General features: G+C 71.6%; 21 protein-coding genes. 10 read left to right on the top strand and 11 right to left on the bottom strand.

The genetic code is table 11. From position 1 onward, the window contains the following. The first annotated feature begins 251 nt into the window (after positions 1 to 251). Complete coding sequence (gene ftsH, locus ACFZCY_RS01235; RefSeq protein ID WP_361473680.1) at positions 252 to 2,294, top strand: ATP-dependent zinc metalloprotease FtsH; 2,043 nt, start codon at positions 252 to 254, stop codon at positions 2,292 to 2,294. 122 nt (positions 2,295 to 2,416) lie between these two features. Continuing rightward, complete coding sequence (gene folE / locus ACFZCY_RS01230; RefSeq protein WP_391168447.1) at positions 2,417 to 3,022, top strand: GTP cyclohydrolase I FolE; 606 nt, start codon at positions 2,417 to 2,419, stop codon at positions 3,020 to 3,022. Between the two features lie 17 nt (positions 3,023 to 3,039). On the opposite strand, the gene ACFZCY_RS01225 is transcribed toward folE, so the two are convergent. From ACFZCY_RS01225 to ACFZCY_RS01200, 6 genes are all read right to left on the bottom strand, one after another. Further along, positions 3,040 to 3,537, bottom strand: coding sequence for a DUF3180 family protein (locus ACFZCY_RS01225; protein WP_391168446.1), 498 nt, complete (start codon positions 3,535 to 3,537; stop codon positions 3,040 to 3,042). A gap of 64 nt (positions 3,538 to 3,601) precedes the next feature. Further along, a complete protein-coding gene (gene folK, locus ACFZCY_RS01220; protein WP_391168445.1) occupies positions 3,602 to 4,195 on the bottom strand; it encodes a 2-amino-4-hydroxy-6-hydroxymethyldihydropteridine diphosphokinase in 594 nt (197 codons plus the stop codon). Continuing rightward, positions 4,192 to 4,560: a dihydroneopterin aldolase gene (folB, locus tag ACFZCY_RS01215; RefSeq protein WP_078510390.1), complete on the bottom strand. Its 369-nt coding sequence runs from the start codon at positions 4,558 to 4,560 to the stop codon at positions 4,192 to 4,194. Before folB ends, folK begins: the two co-directional genes overlap by 4 nt. Before the next feature lie 264 nt (positions 4,561 to 4,824). Next, positions 4,825 to 5,304, bottom strand: coding sequence for a nuclear transport factor 2 family protein (locus ACFZCY_RS01210; RefSeq protein WP_055546441.1), 480 nt, complete (start codon positions 5,302 to 5,304; stop codon positions 4,825 to 4,827). Further along, positions 5,301 to 6,203, bottom strand: a complete 903-nt coding sequence (gene folP, locus ACFZCY_RS01205; protein WP_391168444.1) for a dihydropteroate synthase — start codon at positions 6,201 to 6,203, stop codon at positions 5,301 to 5,303. The genes ACFZCY_RS01210 and folP overlap by 4 nt, the downstream gene beginning before the upstream one ends. A gap of 53 nt (positions 6,204 to 6,256) precedes the next feature. Continuing rightward, a complete protein-coding gene (locus ACFZCY_RS01200; protein WP_391168442.1) occupies positions 6,257 to 8,089 on the bottom strand; it encodes a phosphatidylglycerol lysyltransferase domain-containing protein in 1,833 nt (610 codons plus the stop codon). A 166-nt stretch (positions 8,090 to 8,255) separates the two neighbouring features. Between ACFZCY_RS01200 and ACFZCY_RS01195 the strand changes: the two genes are divergently transcribed. Beyond that, a complete protein-coding gene (locus ACFZCY_RS01195) occupies positions 8,256 to 9,386 on the top strand; it encodes an alpha/beta hydrolase-fold protein (protein WP_391168441.1) in 1,131 nt (376 codons plus the stop codon). Positions 9,387 to 9,619: 233 nt separating this feature from the next. On the opposite strand, the gene ACFZCY_RS01190 is transcribed toward ACFZCY_RS01195, so the two are convergent. Next, positions 9,620 to 10,786 carry a betaine/proline/choline family ABC transporter ATP-binding protein gene (locus tag ACFZCY_RS01190; RefSeq protein WP_391168439.1) on the bottom strand — a complete coding sequence of 389 codons (1,167 nt, stop codon included), beginning with the start codon at positions 10,784 to 10,786 and terminating at the stop codon, positions 9,620 to 9,622. Positions 10,787 to 10,915: 129 nt separating this feature from the next. On the opposite strand from ACFZCY_RS01190, the gene ACFZCY_RS01185 reads away from it, so the two are divergent. From ACFZCY_RS01185 to ACFZCY_RS01170, 4 genes are all read left to right on the top strand, one after another. Beyond that, on the top strand, positions 10,916 to 11,593 hold the full coding sequence (locus tag ACFZCY_RS01185) for an ABC transporter permease subunit (protein WP_391168437.1): 678 nt from the start codon (positions 10,916 to 10,918) through the stop codon (positions 11,591 to 11,593). Beyond that, positions 11,593 to 12,330, top strand: a complete 738-nt coding sequence (locus ACFZCY_RS01180) for an ABC transporter permease subunit (RefSeq protein WP_391168436.1) — start codon at positions 11,593 to 11,595, stop codon at positions 12,328 to 12,330. The genes ACFZCY_RS01185 and ACFZCY_RS01180 overlap by 1 nt, the downstream gene beginning before the upstream one ends. A 75-nt stretch (positions 12,331 to 12,405) precedes the next feature. Further along, positions 12,406 to 13,365 (top strand): glycine betaine ABC transporter substrate-binding protein, encoded by a 960-nt coding sequence (locus ACFZCY_RS01175; RefSeq protein WP_391168435.1) that lies wholly within the window; start codon positions 12,406 to 12,408, stop codon positions 13,363 to 13,365. Positions 13,366 to 13,439: 74 nt separating this feature from the next. Then, positions 13,440 to 14,546 (top strand): hypothetical protein, encoded by a 1,107-nt coding sequence (locus ACFZCY_RS01170; protein WP_391168434.1) that lies wholly within the window; start codon positions 13,440 to 13,442, stop codon positions 14,544 to 14,546. 84 nt (positions 14,547 to 14,630) lie between these two features. Here ACFZCY_RS01170 and ACFZCY_RS01165 read toward each other — a convergent pair whose 3' ends face one another. Both ACFZCY_RS01165 and ACFZCY_RS01160 read right to left on the bottom strand, forming a co-directional pair. Further along, positions 14,631 to 15,773: an NADH-quinone oxidoreductase subunit D gene (locus ACFZCY_RS01165; protein ID WP_391168433.1), complete on the bottom strand. Its 1,143-nt coding sequence runs from the start codon at positions 15,771 to 15,773 to the stop codon at positions 14,631 to 14,633. Between the two features lie 63 nt (positions 15,774 to 15,836). Then, positions 15,837 to 16,847, bottom strand: coding sequence for an SAM-dependent methyltransferase (locus ACFZCY_RS01160; RefSeq protein WP_391168432.1), 1,011 nt, complete (start codon positions 16,845 to 16,847; stop codon positions 15,837 to 15,839). Between the two features lie 110 nt (positions 16,848 to 16,957). Here ACFZCY_RS01160 and ACFZCY_RS01155 point away from each other — a divergent pair, with 110 nt between their 5' ends. Further along, entirely contained in the window at positions 16,958 to 18,154 is a 1,197-nt protein-coding gene (locus ACFZCY_RS01155) for a histidine kinase (protein ID WP_391168431.1), read from the top strand. 102 nt (positions 18,155 to 18,256) lie between these two features. Beyond that, entirely contained in the window at positions 18,257 to 18,952 is a 696-nt protein-coding gene (locus tag ACFZCY_RS01150; protein WP_391168429.1) for a response regulator, read from the top strand. 34 nt (positions 18,953 to 18,986) lie between these two features. Here ACFZCY_RS01150 and ACFZCY_RS01145 read toward each other — a convergent pair whose 3' ends face one another. Further along, on the bottom strand, positions 18,987 to 20,078 hold the full coding sequence (locus tag ACFZCY_RS01145) for a DUF5937 family protein (RefSeq protein WP_391168428.1): 1,092 nt from the start codon (positions 20,076 to 20,078) through the stop codon (positions 18,987 to 18,989). A gap of 100 nt (positions 20,079 to 20,178) precedes the next feature. Between ACFZCY_RS01145 and ACFZCY_RS01140 the strand changes: the two genes are divergently transcribed. Next, a complete protein-coding gene (locus tag ACFZCY_RS01140; protein WP_391168426.1) occupies positions 20,179 to 20,535 on the top strand; it encodes a hypothetical protein in 357 nt (118 codons plus the stop codon). A gap of 88 nt (positions 20,536 to 20,623) precedes the next feature. On the opposite strand, the gene ACFZCY_RS01135 is transcribed toward ACFZCY_RS01140, so the two are convergent. Beyond that, positions 20,624 to 21,847, bottom strand: a complete 1,224-nt coding sequence (locus ACFZCY_RS01135; RefSeq protein ID WP_391169359.1) for a beta-eliminating lyase-related protein — start codon at positions 21,845 to 21,847, stop codon at positions 20,624 to 20,626. Between the last annotated feature and the right edge of the window lie 52 nt (positions 21,848 to 21,899).

Here is a 21,899-nt window from a genome sequence, read left to right as displayed (position 1 = left end):
ACCGCCTTCCCCTGGGGACCTGGCGCGGTTTTCCGCCGTTGGAGCAGGGGAAGGCGGATGTGTTAACACTCCACGGCGGCGTCGGGTGACAATGCTGGGGTACCGTCCGAAGGTCAGTCTTTTTCGAGACTGAGGATTACACAGCTCATACACCACTAAATACACCGCAATACACCGCACGCACAGGCGCCCCTCCAGGGCTGCCGTGCCTCACTGTGGCAGGAGGGACGGGGCGGTTTCGCCCCGTATGGATGGACGTGAAGCGCTACTTCCGTGGGCCGGTCATGTGGATCGTGCTGGCCGTCCTCGCCGTGGTCGTGTTGATGCAGGTCGTCGGCTCGTCCGGCGGCTACAAGTCGGTGGACACCAGCCAGGTCGTCAAGGCGATCAATAGGAACCAGGTCCAGTCCGCCGAGCTGACGACCGGCGACGAGCACAAGATCAAGGTCGAACTCAAGGACAACGTCGCCAAGGTCTCGGGCAGCAACAAGCTCCAGGCCACCTACATCGGTGACCAGGGCGTCGACCTCGCCAGGACCCTGCAGGCGAATGCCCAGAAGGACAACGGGATCCCCGACGGGTACAACGTCTCGACTTCGAAGCAGAACCCGTTCGTCGGGATTCTGCTCTCGCTGCTCCCGTTCGTGCTGATCGTCGTGGTCTTCCTGTTCCTGATGAACCAGATGCAGGGCGGCGGCTCCCGGGTGATGAACTTCGGGAAGTCGAAGGCCAAGCTGATCACCAAGGACACGCCGAAGACGACCTTCTCCGATGTGGCGGGGTCGGACGAGGCGGTCGAGGAACTCCAGGAGATCAAGGAGTTCCTGCAGGAGCCGGCGAAATTCCAGGCCGTCGGTGCCAAGATCCCCAAGGGTGTGCTGCTGTACGGCCCGCCCGGTACGGGTAAGACCCTGCTCGCGCGCGCCGTCGCGGGCGAGGCGGGCGTCCCGTTCTACTCGATCTCCGGTTCCGACTTCGTCGAGATGTTCGTCGGTGTCGGTGCCTCCCGGGTCCGTGACCTGTTCGAGCAGGCCAAGACCAACGCCCCGGCCATCGTCTTCGTCGACGAGATCGACGCCGTCGGCCGGCACCGCGGCGCGGGCATGGGCGGCGGTCACGACGAGCGCGAGCAGACGCTGAACCAGCTGCTCGTGGAGATGGACGGCTTCGACGTGAAGGGCGGCGTCATCCTGATCGCCGCCACCAACCGGCCGGACATCCTGGACCCGGCGCTGCTGCGCCCCGGCCGTTTCGACCGGCAGATCGCCGTCGACCGCCCGGACATGCAGGGCCGTCTGGAGATCCTCAAGGTTCACCAGAAGGGCAAGCCGGTCGCGCCGGACGTCGACCTGTCGGCCGTCGCCCGCCGTACCCCTGGTTTCACCGGTGCCGATCTGTCGAACGTGCTGAACGAGGCCGCCCTGCTGACGGCCCGCAGCGACAAGAAGCTGATCGACAACCACTTCCTGGACGAGGCGATCGACCGTGTCGTGGCCGGTCCGCAGAAGCGGACCCGGATCATGAGCGACAAGGAGAAGAAGATCACCGCGTACCACGAGGGCGGACACGCTCTGGTCGCGGCGGCCTCTCCGAACAGCGATCCCGTGCACAAGGTCACGATCCTCTCCAGAGGCCGGGCCCTGGGCTACACCATGGTCCTGCCGGACGAGGACAAGTACTCGACCACGCGCAACGAGATGCTGGACCAGCTCGCCTACATGATGGGCGGCCGGGCGGCCGAGGAACTGGTCTTCCACGACCCGACCACGGGCGCCTCGAACGACATCGAGAAGGCGACCGCGACGGCCCGCGCGATGGTCACGCAGTACGGCATGACCGAGCGGCTCGGCGCGATCAAGTTCGGCTCCGACAACTCCGAGCCGTTCCTGGGCCGTGAGATGGCTCACCAGCGCGACTACTCGGAAGAGGTCGCCGCTCTGGTGGACGAGGAGGTCAAGAAGCTCATCGAGGCCGCGCACAACGAGGCGTGGGAGATCCTCGTCGAGAACCGCGACGTCCTCGACAACCTGGTGCTGGCGCTGCTGGAGAAGGAGACGCTGAACAAGGAGGAGATCGCCGAGATCTTCGCCCCGATCGTGAAGCGTCCGGCCCGCCCGGCGTGGACCGGTTCCTCGCGGCGTACGCCTTCCACCCGCCCGCCGGTGCTCTCCCCCCGGGAGCTCGCCCCGGCGAACGGTGCCCAGCCCACCTCGGCGGCCTCGCTCACCAAGGCCACCACGCCCGAGGACGGCGCCGAGCGGCCCGAGGAGTCGGGCTCCGGCTCCGAAAGCTGATCCCGGCCTCCCCGGGGCTTACAGGCCCCGGGGGGACCCGGAATGAATGCCGCGTCACCCAGGTTCTAGCCTTGGTGACGCGGCATTCCGCGTTATGTGCACATGAGGAACGAGGCAGCTCCATGACGGACCCGGTGACGCTGGACGGTGAGGGCACCATCGGCGTGTTCGACGAGAAGCGAGCCGAAAACGCGATCCGCGAGCTTTTGATCGCCGTCGGCGAGGACCCCGACCGGGAAGGGCTGCGGGAGACGCCGGGGCGGGTGGCCCGCGCGTACAAGGAGATCTTCGCGGGGCTGCAGCAGGAACCCGAGGACGTCCTGACCACCACCTTCGACCTCGGCCACGACGAGATGGTGCTGGTCAAGGACATCGAGGTGATGTCCTCGTGCGAGCACCACCTGGTGCCCTTCGTCGGGGTCGCGCACGTCGGCTACATCCCGTCCCACGACGGCAAGATCACCGGACTGTCGAAGCTGGCCCGGCTGGTGGACGTGTACGCCCGCCGCCCTCAGGTGCAGGAGCGGCTGACCACGCAGATCGCCGATTCGCTGATGCGGATACTGGAACCGCGCGGGGTGATCGTCGTCGTCGAGTGCGAGCACATGTGCATGACCATGCGCGGGGTGCGCAAGCCCGGCGCGAAGACCCTCACCTCGGCCGTGCGCGGCCAGCTGCGCGATTCGGCCACCCGGGCCGAGGCCATGAGCCTCATCATGGCCCGCTGACGGCCCTCTGACTTCGTTCAGGCCCGGGCCGAGGCACTCGGGCCCGAACCGCTCTCGTCGTCGTCCTCCGGCAGCTTGCAGACCCGCTCCAGGAAGAACGCGGCGGCCACCACGCCCGCCCCGGCCAGCACCGACGCCCCCGCATAGATGGCCTGGTCCTGGCGGGCCGGTACGTCCAGCTGCTCCAGGACCAGGAAGACGCCCACGCCGCCGTACATCCCCGAGACCAGCGCCGCCACCAGCGCGCTCGCCTGGCCGAAAACCACCGCGCGGGCGGCCACCATCGGGTCCACGCCCTTCGCGTCCGGCTCCCGCTCCCGCTGGGCGCGCAGCCGCGCCCGCAGCGAGATCGCGGTCGCGACCAGCACGACCGCGATCAGGGCCAGCACGATCGGCGCCGCCACCGGAACGCTCGGCAGCGACCCCAGCGTGTCCCACAGCCGGGAGCCCGCCCACGACACCACACCGGCCACGGCGAACAGCCCGACCAGCACCCCGATCCGAAGTTGCCTCACCGAGCGGTCGCCCCTCCATACATCCGTCAAGCTGCCATCCCCGGTCATCTACCGGGGTCAACGTCTATTCGGGCAGTCGCAGTTCCAGGTCCGTGCGGACCTGTACGCCGTCCTGGCCGACCTCGTGCAGCAGCGCCGAGACGCTGCCGCGCCCGGGGAACTCGGCCTGCGGGTCCACGTCGTTCCACGGCACCAGGACGAAGGCCCGCTGGTGCGCGCGCGGATGCGGCAGGGTGAGCAGCGGGTCGTCGGAGACCACGTCCTGGTACGCCACGATGTCCACGTCGATGGTGCGCGGGCCCCACTGCTCGTCCCGCACCCGCTCGAACGCCTCCTCGATGGCGTGGCCGCGCTCCAGCAGCGAGGACGGCGGCAGGGTGGTCTTCACCAGCACCACCGCGTTGAAGTACGGCGCCTGGGTGCCCGGGTCCACGCCCCACGGCTCGGTCTCGTACACCGGGGAAACGGCCTTGACCCGCAGGCCCGGGGTGTCCTCCAGCGCGTCCACCGCGCCTTGAAGGGTCTCCAGGCGGTTGCCCAGGTTGCTGCCGAGGGAGATCACTGCCCGTTTGGGGTTGGACAGGGTCACATCGGCGGCGTCCACCTTCTCCACCACGGAGGCGGGAACGGGCTGCACGGTCGGGTCGCTGCTGCTCATACTCGGCTCCGGGTAATGGTGATGGTGACATCGTCGAAGGGAACGGTGATCGGGGCCTGCGGCTTGTGGACGACGACCTCGACCTCGCGCACCACATCATGCTTCAGGCAGGTGTCCGCTATCCGTTCGGCAAGGGTCTCGATCAGCTCGACCGGCTCGCCCCGCACCACGTCCACGACCTCCTCGGCCACCACGCCGTAGTGGACGGTCTTGGTCAGGTCGTCGTCGGCGGCGGCGGGACGGGTGTCCAGGCCGAGCACGAGGTCCACGACGAAGGTCTGGCCCTCCTCGCGCTCCTCCGGGAACACGCCGTGGTGCCCACGAGCCCTCAGGCCGCGCAGCGCGACACGATCCACCCGAATCACTCCTGCTGGTCGTCGGTTACGCGGGCACACCCCGGCCGGTCCGGAGCGCACCAGTGGCCCCCTGCCGTCGGCGGGGGATCCTCCTCGAATCTACCTGCGAATGTCGGAGGCACATGCCCACGGGGTCCCGGCAGGTGCCTCCCACAGCCCGCGCCACCTTCACCTACCCGCACCTCGCACGGCTCGAACGGAACCCATTCGAGCCATCACGGGGCCGAGAACAGGGGTGGGAAGAGGGGCGGGAACGGAGGTCCGAACGGACCATCAGCCCGGCATCAGCCGGTCGTCGTCCTCGGGACCCTCCGGGCCCTCGTCGTCACGCTCCGCGAGCACCGGGGAGCCGTGGTGCGACCACACCTTCCAGCCGTCGTCGGTGCGCCGGAACACGTTCGTGGCCACCACCAGCTGGCCGACCAGCGGGCCCAGCTGCCCCTCCTCCTCCGCCGGGGCGCCGCTGAGGATGTTCTCCGTGCAGGTCACCAGCGCGGTGTCGGCCATCACCGACACCTCGACGTCGGTCAGGAAGAACTGGATGTAGTCGGTGTTCGCCATGATCAGCGCGTACGAACGCAAGACCTCGCCCCGGCCGCGCAGCACCGGCCAGCCCGGGTGCACACAGGACACCTCGGTCTCGGCGGAATCCAGCCACAGCCGGTCCAGCGCCCCGTGGTCGCCCTGCTCCATGGCCTCGTACAGCGCGGTGTTCACCAGCGCCACTCGCTCGTTGTCCGTAAGGGAAGTCACAGCGCTCCCGCCGCGTTCGCCGCGTTCTCGGAGTACCCGGCCTCAGCCGTCTCGATGGCCCGGGCCACCCGCACCGCGTCCGCGCTCGCCCGCACCTCGTGCACCCGCACCGCCCACGCGCCCTCGCGCGCGGCGATCGCGGTCACCGCGGCGGTCGCGGCGTCCCGCTCCCGGGCGGGCGGCGGAGCGTCCCCGTCCCCGGCCAGGACTTGGCCCAGGAACCGCTTCCGGGAGGCCGCCACCAGCAGCGGGCGGCCCAGTTCGCTCAGCGCGGGCAGGTGTGCGACCAGCGCCAGGTCGTGCTCGGCGGTCTTGGCGAAGCCCAGTCCCGGGTCGAGCACGATCCGCTCCGGGGCGATACCGCCCGCGACGGCCCGGTCCACGCTTCGGCGCAGCTCGGCGACGACCTCGCCGACCACGTCCTCGTACACCGCCCGGTTGTTCATGTCGATCGACTGGCCGCGCCAGTGCATCACCACGAAGGGCACCTCGGCCGCGGCCACCGCCGGCACCATCGCCGGGTCCGCGCGGCCGCCGCTCACATCGTTGACCAGCAGCGCGCCCTCCGCGATCGCCCGTTCGGCGACCGTGGCCCGCATGGTGTCCACGCTGACCAGGACGCCCGCCCCGGCCAGCTCCCGCACCACCGGGATCACCCGGCGCAGCTCCTCGGCCTCGTCGACGCGCGCCGCGCCCGGCCGGGTCGACTCGCCTCCGACGTCCACCAGGTCGGCCCCGGCCGTGACCAGGTCCAGACCGTGCTTGACGGCCAGGTCGGTGTCGAACCACTGGCCGCCGTCGGAGAAGGAGTCGGGGGTGACGTTCACCACGCCCATGACCGCACACCGGTCCCATTCCGGCAGTCCGGCCACTCGGCCCCGCTCGCGCAACGTCCTCATGACCTTAAGGCTAGACGTACCGGCAGTCCGGACGGGGGACGCGGGGGGCCCGCTCAGGCGGCCTGCTCCAGTTCGCGGCGCCGGGCCGGGGCCTGGTGCGCGCAGGGCCGGGGCTCGGCGCGCCGACCGCGGCGCAGCAGCCGGGGCAGCGCGAGGGAGACGAACCCCTCGGCCTGCATCGCGGCCAGGCCGATGCGCGGCAGGTCCCGGGTGGTGCGGAAGACCACGAAGCGCGGCTCCCAGCGCGGCCGGAACTTGGCGTTGAACTTGTACAGCGACTCGATCTGGAACCAGCGGGACAGGAACACCAGCAGCCCCCGCCAGCCGCGCAGCACCGGGCCCGCGCCCAGCTTCTCGCCGCGCGCCAGCGCCGAGCGGAACATCGCGAAGTTCAGCGACACGCGGGTGACGCCGAGGGCCGGGGCGGCCTCCAGCGAGGCGACGATCAGCAGTTCGTTCATGCCCGGGTCGGCGCTGCGGTCGCGCCGCATCAGGTCCAGCGACATCCCGTCCGGGCCCCAGGGCACGAAGTGCAGGACGGCCTTCAGGTCCCCGAACGGGCCCTCGTCGGCGCCCTCCTCGGCGGCCTTGTGGGCGGTGGCGATCACCGATTCGCCGTCCGCCGGGTCGCCGATCCGGCCCAGCGCCATCGAGAAGCCGCGCTCGGTATCGGTGCCCCGCCAGTCCGCCGCGGCGCGCCGGACGGTCTCCAGCTCCTCCGCGTCCAGGTCGGCGACGCGCCGCACCCTGGTCTCGTATCCGGCCCGCTCGATGCGCTTGACCATCTGGCGTACGTTGCGCATGGCGCGCCCGGAGAGGGTGAAGTCCGCGACGTCCACGATCGCCTCGTCGCCCAGCTCCAGCGCGTCCAGGCCGGTCTCCCGCGTCCACACCTCACCGCCGGTCTCGCTGCACCCCATCACCGCCGGGGTCCAGGAGTGTGCCCGCGCCTCCTCCATGAACGCGGCGATCGCGCCCGGCCAGGCCTCCACGTCGCCGACCGGGTCGCCGCTGGCGAGCATCACGCCGGAGACCACGCGGTAACAGACGGCGGACTTGCCGCTGGGCGAGAAGACCACCGCCTTGTCGCGGCGGAGCGCGAAGTGACCGAGCGAGTCACGGTGCCCGTGGGTGGCGAGCAGGTCCCGCAGCCGCTCCTCGTCGGAGGGGGTCAGCCGGGCGGCCGGATGCTCGGGGCGGAAGGCGAGGTACGCGGTGGTGGCGACGGTCAGCAGGCCGAGCGCGCCCAGCGAGTAGCCGACCGTGTAGTCCGCGCCGTCGCGGTAGCCGACCGGCCCCTCGAAGCCGAAAAGACCCCACAGCACGTGCGCCAGCTGCGCCGACAGCGACGGGCGGCCCTCGATGGCGTCCGGGTGCGACCGCACGATGAGCAGCCCGATCCCGACGCTCACCCCGCCCATGACCACGAAGTTGGCCAGCGCCCTCCAGCGGCTGCGCGGGTCGGGCAGCGCGGCGAACTCGCGGCGGTAGCGGATCAGCACGCCCATCAGGACGAGCGAGAAGACGGTGCCCAGGACCGAGTGCCGGTACAGCAGCTGGGCGGCCGCGCCGACCGGCAGCAGCGCCACCGCCGCGACCCAGGCGCGACGCTTACGCCGCTTCAGGCCGTGCGCCAGCATGAGCAGCAGCAGCCCCACCACGATCGACGCCGCGGCGGCCAGGGAGCTGACCGCGCCGGGCAGCAGCTCCGCCAGCGAATGCACCCTGCTGTGCCTCAGCCGCGGGAAGACGATGTCCACGAATCCGATCAGCATGCAGGCCGTGCCGACGGCCGTGGGGACCGCCTCCGGCCGCGGCCCGCGCAGCACGCGCCGTATCCGGTTGGGAACCCCTCCGGACTTTTCGGCATCTGGACTGTCAGACATTCGCATTCCCGTCGCTTCGGTCAAGAGGATCTTTGGTTCTCTGACGCAGCTTCCGCACGATTTGCGTCTATCTAGATGCGATTCGAGGCGGCGGGGTTCCGCCCCCGGCTCCCGCCGGGGGCGCCCCCGCGGTACGGAGGACCGGCCGCCCGGCAGAAAGATAGTGATGGGTCTCACGAGCAACAACGTCGTGATCATGGCTGTCGTCGGGGCGCTACTGCTGTTCACGGCCACGATATGGCTGTGGCCGCGGCTGGCCGGACGCGGGGTGAACGCCGTGCTCGGCCGGGTCGGCATGCTACTGGGAACCCAGGTGTCGGTGTTCGCGGCGTTTGGATTGTTCGCCAATCAGTCATTCGGTTTCTACGGCTCCTGGGCGGACCTCTTCGGGGCCGAGGACGAGGTGGGCGTGGTGGTGGACCATGACACCCCCGGCAACAGGGTGAAGGTCACCGAGACCCGCAAGCTCAACGTCTCCGGCGGCTCGTCGCCGGAGGCCGGCGGGCGCGTCGACAAGGTCACCTTCCGGGGGCCGGTCTCGCGGATCGCCGGCCCCGGCTACGTCTATCTGCCGCCGGAGTACTTTCAGCCCCGCTATGCCAAGCGCCAGTTTCCCGCCGCTCTCGTCCTGACAGGTTACCCCGGCACCACCGAAGCCCTCATCAATGGCCTGAAATACCCCCAGAAGTCTCAGAAGCTGGTCAAAGGGGGGAGAATGCAGCCGACCATCCTGGTCATGATGCGGCCGACCGTGGCGCCGCCTCGGGATACGGAGTGCATGGACGTCCCCGGGGGGCCGCGGACCGAGACCTTCTTCACCAAGGACGTGCCGAAGGCCGTCTCCGCGCACTACCGGGTGGGCACCCGGGCCCGCAACTGGGGCGTCATCGGCAACTCCACCGGCGGCTACTGCGCCCTGAAGATGGCGATGCGCCACCCCGAGGCGTTCTCCGCCGCCGCCGGGCTGTCCCCCTTCTACAAGGCCCCCCTCGACGCGACGACGGGCGATCTCTTCGGCGGCAGCAAGCGGCTGGAGTGCGAGAACAACCTCATGTGGCGCCTGGACCACCGGCCCGCCCCGCCGGTCTCGCTGCTGGTGAGCAGCAGCGAGCGCGGGGAGAAGAACTACCGGGCGACGATGCGGTTCGTGGCGAAGGTGCGCGAGCTGAACCGGCGGGGCGAGCCGACCCGCATCTCGTCGATGATCCTCGGCACCGGGGGCCACAACTTCAACACCTGGAAGCGCGAGGTGGCCCCCGCCCTGGAGTGGATGGGTGCCCGCCTCCAGGCCCGCTGAGAGCGCGCCCCCCGTGCGCAGGTCGCCGCCGTGTCCCCGGGGTCGCCCCACCGGACGCCGCGCCGCTCTGCGCGGCGGTTGCCGCGCGAACGGGCTGCCGGGGCGCCGCCCCGCCCGGGGCCGGGTCCGGGGCTTGGGGTCCGGGGCTTGCCCCGGTTTCGGGAAGGGGCGGGCCAGGGGACTGATCCGTCGGATACGGACTGCGGGCGAAGCCCCGGGGCACGGGGCGGGGCTCAGGTGTCGGCGACCGTCTGGAGGTTCACGTCGCCCCGGGCGATGCCGCCGGCGTCCGCGTCGATCGAGCGGCGCAGGGCCTCGTGGAGGCGGCCCGGGGTGAGGACCCCGAGGAAGCGTTCGCCGTCCAGGACGGCGATCCACCCCGCGTCGTGCTGGAGCATCGTGCTGAACGCCTGCTTGAGCGGCGCCCCGACCGGCAGCCACGCCTCCATGCGGCGGGCGTGATCCCGTACCGTCCGGTCCCTCCCGTCCGCCCCGTCGGCCGCGTCCGCCGGGATCCAGCCGTGCAGATGGTCCGCGTCGTCCAGGACGACGGCCCACCGGGCGCCGTCCGAGGCCAGCCGGGCGGCGGCCTTGGTGAGCGGGTCGTCGAGGTGGACGACCGGGGGCTGCCAGAGGTCGCCGGGTTCGATGGGGGTCACCGAGAGCCGCTTGAGGCCCCGGTCCGCGCCGACGAAGTCGGCCACGTACGGCGAGGCGGGCGCGCCCAGGACGGCCGCCGGGGTGTCGAACTGTTCGATGCGCCCGGAGCCGTACACCGCGATGCGGTCACCGAGCCGCACCGCCTCCTCGATGTCGTGCGTCACGAAAAGCACGGTCTTCCGCACCTGTGACTGAAGCCGAAGGAATTCCGTCTGCAGATGTTCGCGTACGACCGGGTCGACGGCGCCGAAGGGTTCGTCCATCAGCAGCACCGGAGGGTCGGCCGCCAGCGCCCGCGCCACCCCGACCCGCTGCCGCTGGCCGCCGGAGAGCTGGTCCGGATAGCGGTCGGCATAGACGGAAGGGTCGAGTCCGACCAGATCGAGAAGCTCGGCGGCCCGCTCCCGCCCCTTCTTCCGCTGCCACCCCAGCAGATGCGGCACGGTCGCGGTGTTCTCCAGCACGGTCTTGTGCGGGAAGAGACCGACCTGCTGAATGACGTAGCCGATGCGGCGGCGCAGCGCGACCGGATCCGTCTCGGCGATGTCCTCGCCCTCCACCAGAATCCGGCCGGAGGTCGGCTCGATGAGCCGGTTGACCATTTTCATCGTGGTGGTCTTGCCGCACCCCGAGGGTCCGACGAGCGTGACCAGCTCACCCTCCGCGACCTCGAAGGACAGGTCGTCCACGGCGGTCGTGCCGTCGGCGTAGCGCTTGGTGACATGCTCGAAACGGATCATGGCTCCCCATTGTTGCCGCATTCGTGGCAGACATTGTTGCTGTTGTGTGGCGATCGGACGAGATTGTCATCTCCCGGGGATAGGGTCACCCAGGAATTGGACGACCACGTGCCCGGGGGAGGTGAGCGTATGGCGGACCAGAACTGTCTGATCAGTAACGATTGGATTTGCGGCGAGTATGTGCGCACGCGCGGTCAGGAGCTGACGGACGCGACGCTCCAGCATGTCGGGATCACTCTCGCGTCGGTCGCGATCGGTCTGGTGATCGCCTTCCCGCTCGCGCTGCTGGCCCGCCGACGGCAGGGCGTGGCGGGCCCGGTGCTGGGGCTGACCACGATCCTCTACACGGTGCCGTCGCTCGCGATGTTCTCGCTGCTGCTGCCCGTCTTCGGGGTGTCCCAGGCGGTCGTGATCACGGGGCTGGTGCTCTATTCGCTCACCATCCTGGTGCGCAACATCATGGCGGGCCTCGCCTCCGTACCGGAGGACGCCAGGGAGGCCGCGCGCGGCATGGGGTACGGGCCGCTGCGGCTGCTCTTCGGTGTCGAGCTGCCGCTCGCGCTGCCGGCCCTGATGGCCGGGCTGCGCATCACCACGGTCTCCACCGTCTCGCTCACCACGGTCGGCGCGATCATCGGCTACGGCGGGCTCGGCAACCTCATCTACGAGGGCATGCACAGCTTCTTCAAGGCGCAGGTGCTCACCGCCTCGGTGCTGTGCGTGGCGCTGGCGGTCGTGGCGGATCTGCTGCTGCTCGGCGTCCAGCGGGTGCTGACGCCCTGGGCGCGTAAGAGGAGGAGGGCCTGATGGGCGTCATCGGGGAGGCGTGGGACTGGCTGGCCACCGGGTCGCACTGGTCGGGCGGGGACGGGGTGTGGCACCGGCTGGGCGAGCACCTGTTCCTGACGTTCGTCTGTCTGGCGATCGCGTGCGCGGTCGCGCTGCCGGTCGCCGTCCTGCTCGGTCACATCGGCAAGGGCGGCGCGATCGCGGTCAACATCTCCAACGCGGGCCGGGCCGTGCCCACCTTCGCCGTGCTGGTGCTGCTGCTCCTCAGCCCGCTGGGCACGCACGGCGAGTGGCCCACGATCATCGCGCTGGTGCTGTTCGCCATCCCGCCGCTGCTCACCAACGCGTACGTCGGGGTGAGCGAGGCGGACCGGGAGGTCGTGGAGGCGGCCCGGGGCATGGGGATGACGGGCGGTCAGCTGATCCGCCGGGTGGAGCTGCCGCTCGCGTTCCCGCTGATCATGACGGGCGTGCGGACCGCCGCGGTGCAGGTGGTGGCCACCGCGACGCTGGCGGCGCTGCCCGGCGGCGGCGGGCTCGGCCGGATCATCACGGCGGGGTTCCGACTCACCGACACCCCGCAGGTGGTGGCCGGGGCGGTGCTGGTCGCGGGGCTCGCGCTGCTCGTCGAGGGGGTGTTCGTGGTGCTGGGTCTGGTGCTGGACCCGATGCGGCGGAAGACGGGGCGGCCGGCGGCCGCGTTCCGGCGCCCGCCCGCCGACCAGGCGCCCAAGGCTCCCGCGTTGACGTCGTAAGGCTGGTCGTCGCGCTCGTCCTCACGCGTGCCGTGACGCGGGCGCATCGTACGTATATCTATGGATGGGGAACCCATGAGCAAGATCTTGAGAGTGGTGGGGGCGACGGCGAGCGCCGTGGCGCTGGCGGTCGGCGCGACCGGATGCGGCGGCGAGAGCCTGGAGAAGTCCGGCGGCGGCGACAGCTCCGGCAAGCCGGGCAAGGGCTCGCTGGTGATCGGGACCGCGTCCTTCGCCGAGTCGAAGATCCTCGCGGAGCTGTACGCGGGGCTGTTGGAGAACGCCGGTTACTCGACCTCCACCAAGACCGTGGACACCCGCGAACTGTATGAACCGGCCCTGGAGAAGGGTCAGATGGATGTCGTACCGGAGTACGCGGCGACGCTCGCCGAATTCCTCAACCAGAAGAAGAACGGGCCGAATGCCGAGCCCGTGGCCTCCTCCGATGCGGACGACACGGTGAAGGCGCTGAAGAAGCTCGCCGAGCCGCGCGGGCTGAAGGTGCTGGACGTCGGCAAGGCGGTCGACCAGAACGCCTTCGCGGTGAGCAGGAAGTTCGCGAAGGAGCACGACCTCAAGACGCTCTCCGATCTGGGAAAGTCCGGGCAGAAGGTCAAGCTGGCGGCGGGTGACGAATGCCCGAAGCGGCCGTTCTGCCAGCCCGGTCTGGAGAAGCGCTACGGCATCGACATCGCGGGCATCGACCCGCTCGACATCGGCAGTGTGCAGGCCAAGCAGGCGGTCAAGGACGGCAAGGACCAGATGGTCCTGACCACCACCACGGACGCCACGCTCGACCAGTTCGGCCTTGTCCTGCTCGACGACGACGAAAATCTGCAGAATGCCGACAACGTACTTCCCGTGGTGAATGCGAAGTCCGCCGGTTCACCCAAGATCGAAAACGCGCTGAACAAGCTCGGCCGCGTGCTCACCACGGCCGATCTCACCGAACTCAACAAGAAAGTTGACGCCGAGCGGCTCAAGCCCGCCGATGTCGCGGCGGACTACCTCAAGGAGAAGGGGCTCGTGAAGTAGTTTGCCAACGGATTGACAACGGATGTGGCCTGCCGACCCCCCAAAGGAGCCGTACGCACGGTAAGTTTCGGCCCATGCCACGTGGACGCCACCGCCAATCCCCACCCCTGCACAGGCTACTTCCCCCTCTGTCGGTCGCAGCCGCGTCAATAACCTGCGCCGCCGGTGCCTGGCTGGTCGGCGACACGGTTGTGATCCGTGGACTCGCCGCGACCGCGGCCACCGCCGCGGTCGTCGGCTCGGTCCTGACCCGCCGTTGGGACCGCGCGGCCGGTCGCCGGGTCGCGGAGTCCGCCAGCGAGACCGCCCGCCAGGAGATGAAGTACGAGGAGCGGATCGCGGAGCTGGAGGCGGACGCCGAGAAGGCGGCCGAGCTGCGCACCGCGCTCAACACCAGGCTGCGCGCCAAGCGGGCCGAACTCGCCCGGCTGCGCAACGAGCACGCCGAGCTGCTGCGCCGCTACGCCACGGCCGAGACCGAGCGCGCCAGCGCCCTGGAGGGGCGCCGCAGGCTCGCCCTGGAGGCCGCGACCCCGTCGAAGGCGCTGACCGCGGCGGAGACGCCCGACGAGACCGCCGAGACCGACGGGGACCCGGCGGATTCCGTGATCGGCGACGGCCTCGACCTCAGCGCGTACGTACGCGCCGACGAGGCGCTGAGCCGTCTCGTCGCCAGCGCGCGGCAGCAGCGGGAGCGGGCCGAAGCGGAATCGCGTGCCCTCGCGGCCGAGCAGGAGAAGGCCGATGCCGAGGCCAAGGAGCAGGAGAAAGCGGAAGCGACGGACAGCAAGGCCGGGAGAGCGGCCGCGGACCCGGACGAGGACGGTGCGGCCGTCCCGGGGAAGCGCCCGGCGGCCGACGAGCGTGACGGCCCGGACAGCTCCCCGGTGCCGCCTCCGCACGCTCGTACGGCCGCCTCCGCCGTGGTGCCGTATGCCGCGGCACGCCGGGCCGCCTCCCGTTCGGAGGGCGGCTTCGACTACTTCGGCACGCAGAAGACCCCGCCGAAGCAGCAGGAGCCCGAGCCGGAGGCCGAGGAGGACCTCGCCGACGTGATCGGCGCGGAAACCCTCGCCGAGACCCGGAAGGGCGCGGTGGGCGAGGTCATCGACCTGACCGCGCACGAGGACGAGGAGAGCGATCCCGCCGGGGTCGAGGAGCTGCGCAGTGCGATCTCCTGAAGGCCCGCCGCCGTAGGTCCCGCGCTCCGTGTCGCCTTACGGGTCGATGTCGTTATGCGTTGATGTCGTAATGCGCTGATGTCGTTATTTGTCGATGTCGCCGACGACGAAGAACAGCGATCCCAGGATCGCCACCATGTCGGCGACGAGCGTGCCCGGCAGAAGCTCTGTGAGCGCCTGGATGTTGTTGAACGAGGCTGAGCGGAGCTTCAGCCGGTACGGCGTCTTCTCGCCCTTCGAGACGAGGTAGTAGCCGTTGAGGCCGAGCGGATTCTCGGTCCAGGCGTAGGTGTGGCCCTCGGGGGCCTTGAGCACCTTCGGCAGCCGCTGGTTGATCGGCCCCGGCGGAAGTCCGTCGAGCCGGTCCAGGCAGGCGTCGGCGAGCGCCAGGGAGTTGTGGGTCTGCTCCAGCAGGCATTCGAAGCGGGCGAGGCAGTCGCCCTCCTCGCGCACCACGACCTTCAGGGTGTCCTGGAGGTCCCCGTACGCCAGATACGGCTCGTCGCGCCGCAGGTCGAAGTCGACGCCCGAGGCGCGGGCGATGGGGCCGCTGACGCCGTAGGCGTGTACGGCCTGCGCGGACAGGACGCCCACCCCGCGGGTGCGCCCCCGGAAGATCTCGTTGCCGAGCACGAGCCCGTCGTACACGTCCATCCGCGACCGCACCTCGGCCACGGCCGCCCGGGCCCGGCCGAGCCAGCCCGCGGGCAGGTCCTCCTTGAGCCCGCCGACCCGGTTGAACATGTAGTGCATCCGGCCGCCGGAGATCTCCTCCATCACATGCTGCAGATCCTCGCGCTCCCGGAACGCGTGGAAGATCGGCGTGATGCCGCCCAGCTCCAGGGGGTACGAGCCCAGGAACATCAGATGGTTGAGCACCCGGTTCAGCTCGGCCAGCAGCGTGCGCATCCATACGGCACGCTCCGGGACCTCCATGCCGAGCATCCGCTCGACGGCGAGCACGACGCCCAGCTCGTTGGAGAAGGCGGACAGCCAGTCGTGGCGGTTGGCGAGCATGATGATCTGGCGGTAGTCGCGCGCCTCGAACAGCTTCTCGGCGCCGCGGTGCATGTACCCGATCACCGGCTCCGCGTGCTGCACGCGTTCCCCGTCGACCACCAGCCGGAGCCGCAGCACGCCGTGGGTGGACGGGTGCTGCGGGCCGATGTTCAGCACCATGTCGGTGCTTTCCGCCGCGCCGCCGATGCCGACTGTCGTCTCCGTCATGGGAACAGTTTGTCTCGACACCCGCCCCGGCCAGAAACCGGGTCCGGCCCCTGGACCGGCCCGTTACGGGAGCAGCGCGTCGTACGGGACGCCCACCGGGTGGGCCAGCCACCGGAAGCCGCCCAGGCCCGCCGGGTCCAGCAGCTCCGCCGCCTCGCCCGCCGCGCCCAGGGCCCGTACGTAGGCCGCCGGGTCCGTGGAGGCCAGGGCGAGCGGCGGACGGCCCGCGTCGAGGCCCAGGTGGCGCAGCGCGTCCCGCTGAGGGATCAGCCGGGCGTCCGTCCCGGCCGCGCAGGCGTCCAGCGCCACATGCGCCGTGAGATCGCAGGAGCCGTCCGGTACCGGCCGCACCTCCCGCCCGTCCCGGAAGCCGGTCAGCGTGCCGAAGGGCGGCCGGGCGGCGCGCTCATGGCCGTAGTCCACGGCGACCGCGAGCCCGGCCCCGACGCACCGCACCGCCTCGGCCCAGGCCGCGTCGCGCGGCCGGCCGATCTCGGCCCGCAGCCCGGGCTCGGCGCCCGCCAGCGGCCACCACCGGGCCAGCCACGCCGCGTCCTCGCCGGTCACCTCGGCGCCGAGCCGTTCGGCGCCGTCGGCCGCCCGGACCTCGACCCGGCGCGGCACGCCGTCGGGGTCCGTCTCGGCGACGTCGACGGGGACGTTGTCCAGCCACTCGTTGGCGAACAGCAGCCCGGTGAATCCCTTCGGCACCGTCTCCCGCCACTCCACCCGCCCGTCGAGCCCGGCGGGCCGGTCCGCCCGCTCGACCGCGTACGGCCGCAGCCGCGCGGCCGGCCCGTGCGGCAGACCGTCGACCGCCGCCAGCACCCCGGTCAGCAGCTCGCCGCGCCCCGCGCCCACGTCCACCAGCGCCAGCTCCGGCGGCCGCCCCAGCGCCTCGTCCACCCGGCGCAGCAGCTCCGCGGCCGCCCGCGCGTACAGCGGCGAGGCGTGCACCGAGGTGCGGAAGTGACCGGCCGGTCCCTCCGCGCGCCGGAAGAAGCCGTCCGTCCCGTACAGCGCCCGTTCGGCGGCCGCCCGCCACCCGCACCATTCCCGTTGTTCACTCGCCACATCCCCACGCTAAAGCGGAGTGGTATCCACCTTGGGGAGTAGGGCGGGGCGGTACGGATCGCCCCTCGGGCTGACCCGCCCGGGTATCCGCACTGCCTACTCTGGGTGACGTGCAGCGCCTCTACGACTTCCTCCGCAGCCATCCGACAGGGGTGGACACCTTCTGGGGCGTCCTCCTCTTCGGCTGCGGTCTCCTGTGGCTCGTACAGGCGACCCCGGGCTATGAGCCACCGCTCGCGGCCGTGCCGATCACGCTGGCGCTGTGCGCGGCCGTCGCCCTGCGCCGCCGCGCCCCCGCGATGATGCTGGGGCTGGTCATCGCGTGCGGCATCGCCCAACTCGCGCTGGACGTCAGGATCAACATCGTCGACTTCGCGATGCTGGTGATCGTCTACACCGCCGCGTGCACCGCCGGGCGCCGCACCTCCCGGCTGGCCCTGGCCGCCGCGATCTGCGCACCGTCGCTCGCCACCCTCCGCTGGCCCAGCGCACACGAGTCCTCGGGCGAGGCCGCCGTCTCGACGGTCTTCGTCACCATCCCCTTCGTCCTGGCCTGGGTGCTCGGCGACTCGATCCGCACCCGCCGCGCCTACTACGCCCAGCTCGAGGAGCGCGCCTCCCGGCTGGAGAGGGAGCGCGAGGCGCAGTCGAAGGTCGCGGTCGCCGCCGAACGCGCCCGGATCGCGCGCGAGTTGCACGATGTCGTCGCGCACAACGTGTCGGTGATGGTCGTTCAGGCGGACGGCGCCGCGTACGTCATGGACGCCTCCCCGGACCAGGCCCGGCAGGCGCTGGAGACGATCTCCGGCACCGGCCGCCAGGCCCTCGCCGAGATGCGGCGGCTGCTGGGCGTGCTGCGCACCGGGGAGCCGGGGGAGGCGAGCGACTACGTCCCGCAGCCGGACGTCGAGCAGATCGACGAACTGGTGGAGCAGGCCCGCGGCTCCGGGCTCCCGGTGGACTTCAAGGTCGTCGGCAGCCCGCGCCAGCTGCCCAGCGGCGTGGAGCTGACCGCGTACCGCATCGTGCAGGAAGCGCTCACCAACACCCGTAAGCACGGCGGCCCCGATGTCGGCGCCAGCGTCCGCATCACCTACTTCGACGACGGGCTCGGCCTGCTGGTCGAGGACGACGGGCGGGGCGCCCAGCGCGAGTTGTACGAGGACGGCGGCGCCGACGGCAGCGGCCACGGGCTGATCGGGATGCGCGAGCGCGTGGGCATGGTGGGTGGCACGCTCGACGCGGGCCCGCGCCCGGGCGGCGGCTTCCGCATCAGCGCGCTGCTGCCGCTGAAACCGGCCGGATGAGCCGCGGGCACACGTCCGCGCGTACGTAGGTACTGCGCGTATGCAGGTGGTGAGCGCCGTACGGAGCGCGCGCCGAGGAAGCCGAGGGAAGGGACCGACCGGATGTCGATCCGCGTCATGCTCGTCGATGACCAGGTGCTGCTGCGCACCGGTTTCCGCATGGTGCTCGCCGCCCAGCCCGATATGGAGGTCGTCGCCGAGGCGGGCGACGGTCTCGAGGCGCTGGAGGCGGTGCGCTCCGCCGAGGTGGATGTCGTCCTGATGGACGTCAGGATGCCGAAGCTGGACGGAGTGGAGGCGACCCGGCGCATCTGTGAGCGCGAGGGGGCGCCACGCGTACTCATCCTGACCACCTTCGATCTGGACGAGTACGCCTTCTCCGCGCTCAAGGCGGGCGCGAGCGGCTTCATGCTCAAGGACGTGCCGCCGGGCGAACTGCTCACCGCGATCCGCGCGGTCCACAGCGGTGACGCGGTCGTCGCGCCCAGCACCACGCGACGCCTGCTGAACCGCTTCGCGCCGATGCTCCCGGGCACGGGCGGCGGCCTCGGCTCCCGGTCCGCCACGGCGGCCCGGCCCGAGCTGGACCGGCTCACCGAGCGCGAGCGCGAGGTCATGCTGCTCGTCGCCCAGGGGCTGTCGAACGGTGAGATAGCGGGCCGCCTGGTGCTGTCCGAGGCGACCGTGAAGACGCACGTGGGCCGCATCCTCACCAAGCTGGAACTGCGGGACCGGGTGCAGGTGGTGGTGATGGCCTACGAGACGGGCCTCGTGCGGGCGGGAGGCGCGCCCCGCTGAGGCGCGGGGTGGGGGCAGGCCCGGCGCGCCGCCGCTACCGCAGGACGCCCTCCAGGAAGTCGCTCCCCAGCCGCGCCACCGCAGCCAACTCCAGCTGGTGGAGGACGTACCGACCGCGCCGCCGGGTCTGCAGCAGCCCGGCCTTCTTCAGGACGGCGATGTGCCGGGAGACCTCCGGCGGCGTGATGGCGTACGCCTCGGCCAGCTCACCCGTGGTGTGCGGCCCCCGGGCCAGCGCGCGGCAGATGCGCATCCGCATCGGGTGGGCCAGGGCCTCCAGCCGCTGCTGGACGAGCTGCAGGGCGGCGGGCGGGGCGAGTTCGGGCCCGGGGACCGGGTACTGGATCACCGGTTGCCAGCCCGGCGCGTGCACCAGCAGCAGATGCGGCCAGCCGAAGGTCGTCGGGATGAGAGTCAGCCCGCTCCCGGACGCCGTCGTACGCCCCGCGGCCAGCTTGTCGACCAGGACGCGCGAGCGCCCGTCCGCCCCCTCCTCGACCGACAGCGCGGCCGAGGCAGCCGCCAGCGCCTCCGCGAGCCCCTTGCGCTGCAGCAGCTCGCCCTTGTGGCGGGCGTCGGCGGCGAGTTGGACCCGCACCCGCCGCCAGGTGTCCGCGAAGAACGCCTGATCGCAGTCCTCCAGCAGCCGCCGCAGCCACACCCGCAGCCCGTCCGGGTCCACCAGCATGCGGTCCACGAACGCCAGTTGCCGTGGCCCACGGGCCCGGGCCAGGTCCCGGATCCGGTCCCGCTCACCCCGGTCGACCAGCGGCGACGGCGTCGGCCGGTCGTAGCTGGCGGAACAGCTGATCTCGAAGGCGGCCGCCACGAACGCCTCGTCGTCGATCCGGTCCAGCGCGTCCAGTTCCTCGGCGAGCGTCGCCCCGGGGGCGGACGGCAGCAGCAGGTCGGAACGGGCCGTGCCCCACAGGAAGTCCGCCTCGCACAGCCGGTCGGCGAGATCGGGTTTGAGGGAGGCGGCGGTCGCGGTGGCCCAGCCGTGCAGCCCGGGGTGGTGGCCGGGCTCGTACAGCACGTGCAGCGCGGCGCCCAGTTCCGCGAGCGGGGACGGACTGAAGACGATGCGCTCGGGCGGCAGCCCGGTGATGTCCACGACATTGGCCATGCCTCTCATGGTGCGGCAGCCCGCGCCCCACCCCGACCTCGATTGACGACGATCGTCAATCGAGGTGACGGGCGGCGGCGGGCGGTCCGACGCTCATGCCATGTCCATCACCCAGCAGTACGCACTCGACCTGTACCGGGCCGCCCAGCGCGGCGAGCCCGCCCCGCCCGCCCCCGGCCACGGCGACTGGCGCGCCCTCCGGACGCTGCGCGAGTACCGCGACTTCCAGACCGTGATCGCGGAACGCCCGGCCCGGCGCCGCCGCAGGGCCGTCCAGCGGGCGCTGCGGGCGCTGCGGGCGGCAGTGGCGGGGACGGCCCGGGCCGTCCCCGCCGTACGCCCCGTACGCCCCGCCCGACTCGTACGCACCGCACAGCCGTCGGCCGCCGGGCCGCTGCGCGGGGCCGCTCCCGCCCGCCCGGCCCCGGACCCGTCCTCGTGCCCGACCACCGGCTGAGCACCGGTCCATCCGGTCCGTCCGGTCCATCCGGTCCATCCGGTCCGTCCGGTCCGTCCGGTCCGTCCGGTCCGTCCGTCCCCCCGGGTCAGGCGCCGTCGTCCGGGCCGTCCTCGGCCAGCACCGCCCGCACCCGCGTCAGGAACGCGCCGACCGCCTCCGTCACCTCCTCCGCCGTCCAGTCCAGCGCGGGCGCGGCCACCGTCACCTCGGACATGGCCAGACCGGGCGGCCCCGGCTCCCACCAGCGCCGGAACAGCGTCGTCCGGGTCTCCTCGGCCAGCCGTATCCCCGCCTCGTCCAGCACCCGCGCCGGATACGGCAGCCACACCTGGAACTGATGGGTGTGCGGCACCTCCGGGTGCACCCGGGACCAGGCCACCCCGGCCGACGTGAACGCCTCGCGCATCGCCCGCGCCACCACCGCCGCATGGGCCACATACGACGGCAACCGCGGCAGTTCGCCGTCCAGACCGGCCAGGGCGGCGAGCGCCGTGGGCCACTGCTGGAACACCTGACCGCCGTACCGGTGGCGCCATGCCACCGCCTCCGCGATCAGCGTCTCCGGGCCCGCCAGCGCGGCCCCGGCTATGCCACCGAGCGACTTGTAGAAGGACACGTACACCGTGTCCGCGAGGGCGGCGATCTCCGGGAGCCCGCGCCCGAAGCGCGCGGTGCACTCCCACAGCCGGGCCCCGTCGAAGTGGACCACCGCCTCCCGCTCGCGGGCGGCCTCCACGACGGCGGCCAGGTCGTCCCACTCGGGCAGCACGAAGCCCGCGTCGCGCAGCGGCAGTTCCAGGGCGAGCGTGCCGAAGGGCTCGTCCAGGTCGCGGATCTCGGCGGCGGTGGGCAGCCGTGGCTCGCTGGTCGGCCGCACCGCCCGCAGCCCGCTCACCGTCAGATACGCGTCCCGTTCGTGCACCTCCAGATGGGCCAGCGGATGGACGGCCACCACCGGGTTGCCGGTGCGCCCGGCCCAGGCGCGCAGCGCGATCTGCTGGGCCATGGTCCCGGTGGGGAAGAAGGCCGCGGCCTCCATGCCGAGCAGGTCGGCGACCCGCCGCTCCAGCCTTTCGACCACCCCGTCCCCGTACACATCCACCCAGTCGTCGAGGGCGCCGTCGAGGCCCGGGGCGGCGGCGGTCAGGGCCGCCAGCCGCTCGCCGATCCGCTGCTCCGCCGGGCCGCGCGCGAGGGTCCGCTCGGAGCCGTGCCAGGCCGCGAGCCGGCGCGCCCGGGCCGCCTGCTCGGTCCCCTCCGCCGGAGAAGCCTCATCCGTCACGTCCACCACATCCCCCACATCCGCCATGTCGGCCATGACCCGATGATGACCCACGGACAGGTCACCCCCGGAGTTATCC

Source organism: Streptomyces sp. NPDC007983 (assembly GCF_042958345.1).
GTDB lineage: Bacteria > Actinomycetota > Actinomycetes > Streptomycetales > Streptomycetaceae > Streptomyces.
This window is presented reverse-complemented; position numbering and strand designations above follow the sequence as displayed.

Excerpts from the sequence above, each read along its gene's own strand:
- folE (WP_391168447.1), top strand. The coding sequence starts at position 2,417 with ATGACGGACCCGGTGACGCTGGACGGTGAGGGCACCATCGGCGTGTTC.
- ACFZCY_RS01140 (WP_391168426.1), top strand. The coding sequence starts at position 20,179 with ATGTCCATCACCCAGCAGTACGCACTCGACCTGTACCGGGCCGCCCAG.
- ACFZCY_RS01180 (WP_391168436.1), top strand. The coding sequence starts at position 11,593 with ATGGGCGTCATCGGGGAGGCGTGGGACTGGCTGGCCACCGGGTCGCAC.
- ACFZCY_RS01200 (WP_391168442.1), bottom strand. The coding sequence starts at position 8,089 with ATGTCTGACAGTCCAGATGCCGAAAAGTCCGGAGGGGTTCCCAACCGG.
- ACFZCY_RS01175 (WP_391168435.1), top strand. The coding sequence starts at position 12,406 with ATGAGCAAGATCTTGAGAGTGGTGGGGGCGACGGCGAGCGCCGTGGCG.
- folK (WP_391168445.1), bottom strand. The coding sequence starts at position 4,195 with ATGAGCAGCAGCGACCCGACCGTGCAGCCCGTTCCCGCCTCCGTGGTG.
- ACFZCY_RS01195 (WP_391168441.1), top strand. The coding sequence starts at position 8,256 with ATGGGTCTCACGAGCAACAACGTCGTGATCATGGCTGTCGTCGGGGCG.
- ACFZCY_RS01170 (WP_391168434.1), top strand. The coding sequence starts at position 13,440 with ATGCCACGTGGACGCCACCGCCAATCCCCACCCCTGCACAGGCTACTT.
- folP (WP_391168444.1), bottom strand. The coding sequence starts at position 6,203 with ATGAGGACGTTGCGCGAGCGGGGCCGAGTGGCCGGACTGCCGGAATGG.
- ACFZCY_RS01165 (WP_391168433.1), bottom strand. The coding sequence starts at position 15,773 with ATGACGGAGACGACAGTCGGCATCGGCGGCGCGGCGGAAAGCACCGAC.
- ACFZCY_RS01135 (WP_391169359.1), bottom strand. The coding sequence starts at position 21,847 with ATGGCGGATGTGGGGGATGTGGTGGACGTGACGGATGAGGCTTCTCCG.
- ACFZCY_RS01185 (WP_391168437.1), top strand. The coding sequence starts at position 10,916 with ATGGCGGACCAGAACTGTCTGATCAGTAACGATTGGATTTGCGGCGAG.
- ACFZCY_RS01145 (WP_391168428.1), bottom strand. The coding sequence starts at position 20,078 with ATGGCCAATGTCGTGGACATCACCGGGCTGCCGCCCGAGCGCATCGTC.
- ACFZCY_RS01150 (WP_391168429.1), top strand. The coding sequence starts at position 18,257 with ATGTCGATCCGCGTCATGCTCGTCGATGACCAGGTGCTGCTGCGCACC.
- ftsH (WP_361473680.1), top strand. The coding sequence starts at position 252 with ATGGACGTGAAGCGCTACTTCCGTGGGCCGGTCATGTGGATCGTGCTG.
- ACFZCY_RS01190 (WP_391168439.1), bottom strand. The coding sequence starts at position 10,786 with ATGATCCGTTTCGAGCATGTCACCAAGCGCTACGCCGACGGCACGACC.